General features: G+C 43.1%; 5 protein-coding genes and 1 pseudogene. All 6 read right to left on the bottom strand.

Annotated elements, in window-relative coordinates:
* A pseudogene (locus ACYPWY_RS15890) lies at positions 1–430 on the bottom strand (hypothetical protein); the annotation flags it as partial.
* A gap of 80 nt (positions 431–510) precedes the next feature.
* Positions 511–1,089 (bottom strand): hypothetical protein, encoded by a 579-nt coding sequence (locus ACYPWY_RS15885; RefSeq protein WP_459686524.1) that lies wholly within the window; start codon positions 1,087–1,089, stop codon positions 511–513.
* 49 nt (positions 1,090–1,138) lie between these two features.
* Positions 1,139–1,444 carry a hypothetical protein gene (locus ACYPWY_RS15880; RefSeq protein ID WP_459686523.1) on the bottom strand — a complete coding sequence of 102 codons (306 nt, stop codon included), beginning with the start codon at positions 1,442–1,444 and terminating at the stop codon, positions 1,139–1,141.
* Complete coding sequence (locus ACYPWY_RS15875) at positions 1,441–1,857, bottom strand: hypothetical protein (RefSeq protein ID WP_459686522.1); 417 nt, start codon at positions 1,855–1,857, stop codon at positions 1,441–1,443. Before ACYPWY_RS15875 ends, ACYPWY_RS15880 begins: the two co-directional genes overlap by 4 nt.
* The gene (locus ACYPWY_RS15870; RefSeq protein ID WP_459686521.1) at positions 1,854–2,516 is read right to left on the bottom strand and encodes a hypothetical protein; all 663 of its coding nucleotides are present in this window, start codon (positions 2,514–2,516) and stop codon (positions 1,854–1,856) included. Before ACYPWY_RS15870 ends, ACYPWY_RS15875 begins: the two co-directional genes overlap by 4 nt.
* A complete protein-coding gene (locus ACYPWY_RS15865) occupies positions 2,513–2,704 on the bottom strand; it encodes a hypothetical protein (protein WP_459686519.1) in 192 nt (63 codons plus the stop codon). The genes ACYPWY_RS15870 and ACYPWY_RS15865 overlap by 4 nt, the downstream gene beginning before the upstream one ends.
* Positions 2,705–2,844: the final 140 nt, after the last annotated feature.

Raw genomic sequence — 2,844 nt, 5'->3', positions numbered from 1 at the left:
GTCGCTTGCGGGAATTTTTCCGTTTGACAATCCGTGCAAACTTCGTTTCCATTTCATCCTTTGTGCCGGAATAGATTTTCCGCCCATTGTCAAGAATTTCCCAGTAATTGTTCGCCCTGTTCCTGAACCTGAAATCTGGACAGGTTTCAAATTCATTGATTAATACCTCGTCGGAAAGGTATTCGGAAGGTTTAAGCTCTTCTCTTTCGAAAATAACTTTATATTTTCCTGATTTGGCCAGTTCAAAAGAATCCGCTTCGGGACAATCGTCTTTTTCCCATGCCAATGCTCTTTCATAGTAACATAAAGAGCATTTGTCCGCTCCGACCGGCAACACCATGATTTTATCACAGTAATTGCACCGGACGAAATCGCCGTAATGGGCGAATGAATGAACTCTTTGTATTCTGCTTTCTTTCTTTTTCATCATGAAGTTTTTATTCAAATGCAAAATGAGTTTAAGTTTTCCATATTATTTATCAAGTTCTATAAGACATAAGGGAAGCCATATCAGTCGTTCCTTGCTTTCCAATTCGCGCATAATTCGTAAACAGCGCACAGAACGTTATGTTCCAGCTCTTTATAAGGCTTAAATTCCGTATGGATTTCCACTCCATCCTTATTGTATGTAACGGCTGTTACGCAATCTTCACAGAAATATTCCGCCAAAACAGTTGTACCTTCACTGCTATGGATGCAGGGGGAAGCATCGGCTCCGACTTCCGCCGTATTGAAAGCGCCGTATTCGTCAATAATATCCTGTATCCTTTCAATCAAGTAGTTTTTATCCCATTTTTCAGGCTTCATGGGAACTTCGGCATAGTCGGCAATAATATCCAGGTCTATCCAGAATACATCATTTCCGGTATAGGCGTCTGCCATTTTGCCTGCAATGGTTTCCATCTGGCCGTCCGTAACATGGGATACATCAAATCCATGGCTTTCGAGATCGTCCCTGTGAACAGAAGAAATATGGAAATAAGGCAGTTCGCCCTGTAACCCCTTGAACAGGTATTCTTCCGTTTCGGAACGGTCGCAACCTATATTTTCAAAATATTGGTGCAATTCTTCTAAAAGTTGTCTTCTCATTTTATTCGTATTTTTCTTTATATGTTTTCCAAAAAGTATTCATATTAAACTATTTATCAAGTTCTATAAGACATACCGGGACCCAAACGGCAGACGAACCGAAGTCAGACAGCGCTTTTTCATCGGCAATGACCGGCTCGCAAAGCCTGTTTCGCAAATAATCCTGCGAAGCAGGCCAGCAAAGCGGTCGAAAGCAGGCATCCGGTTGAGGCTCGTGTCCGAAATGCCTTGCATATTCCGCTTCGGGAATATATCGTGCGCCGTTGTCCTCGCTGTTGAAGCAGGGATAGCCGGTTTCGCTGTTCTCAAAATATGCGGCGTCTTCGGGAAATTCTACCAATACATAGTTATTCATACTTCTTCTTTGTTATTGTCAAACCGCCATTCATAATCGCAGGTATTGCAGGAAAAGCGCCTGCCGTTCTCGTCGTATTCTTCCACTTTGTAGCTTCCGCAGTCGGGACAGCAGAGGTCGCTTTTCCTCGGTATATCCAGTCTTTGAAAGGCAATGATTTCTATATCCTCCTCAAAAATATCTTTTCCGACGTAGGATTCGTTCATTTGGATGGCAAGTTCTTCCATTTGCTCGTCGGTAATAGTTGAAACATCAAATCCCCCTCTTTCGAGGTCGTCTCTGTGAACGCTCGCTATCGGAAAATAAGCTGATTCGTCCTGTAATTCCTTGAATAAATGTTCTTCCGCTTCGTTGCGCTTTTCGCCTATATTTTCAAAATACCGGAGCAGTTCCTTAACTAATTCCCTGTTCATTGTTCCTCCTCTTTGTTTAAGTTCCACACTTCAATTTTTTCTTCTGCCTTCAAGTCATCCCATTCTTCCTGATAACCGGATTTTTGCCGCCATGCCTCGATTTCTTTCATTAATTTGTCTTCCGGCAAAATTTCAAAATGCCCGTTGCAGCTATTACACCAGTTTTCTTCCGAATCCTCATTGTTGCCGGAATAGCCGTCAAACAAATTCCCCTTATTGGGAAGCACCCAAGCCAGCCTTTGTATGTCTTTTGAGCCGCATTTGGCACAACGGTAGGGGTTGGCTTCGTTTTCGGGAACAAAGCCCTGATTTTGCAGCCATTCGACAATGGCAATTAACTCATCGGTCTCTACGTTTTCGAGCGGTTCATCACGGTCATCGCCGCTTTCGCCGTTGACAGTACACATCAGACGGGATTCGTCGTCAATATAAATTTCGAAAACCGTTGCGGCCTCATAGCCTCCGTAAGTATCTAAAACCGGGTTATGAATGACTGCAATCTTCACATCGTCATATTCTTCCAATTCATCGCAATCATAGTACCGGCAGCCTTTATTTTTGTAAAACATGCCGATACAGCCATTTTCACGTTCTACCGCATCACGGATAACCTGCATCAATTCCTTGCGGATTTCGTTAATTTGTTCCTTCTGTCTCATTTTTCATTCTCCTCAATGGTTAATTCTACATTGTCCTGACAGTTGCAGCAATAGCAGTCAGCCTTGTTGTCAAGAACCGTCTGGGAAAAATCAATAGTATGGGTACATTCGCAGCCCATGTTGGGCTTGACCCATGCCCGAAGTTCCACATCGGCGGAACCGCAGGCTTTGCATTTTACTATACTCATAATAATTAGTTGTTTTTTTATTTCACCGTAAATTCGTCGTCATATACTTCTATTTCCAAGCCGCTACCGCAAATCTGCGCCAGCCACTTGTTACCGATTCTCTTGAGCAGTTCAATGTTGCGGTAGCCCCTGTAAAGGAT

The sequence above is a fragment of the Viscerimonas tarda genome (assembly GCF_054601255.1).
Note: the sequence above shows the minus strand (reverse complement) of the source record. Positions and strands in the feature narration are given on the sequence as shown.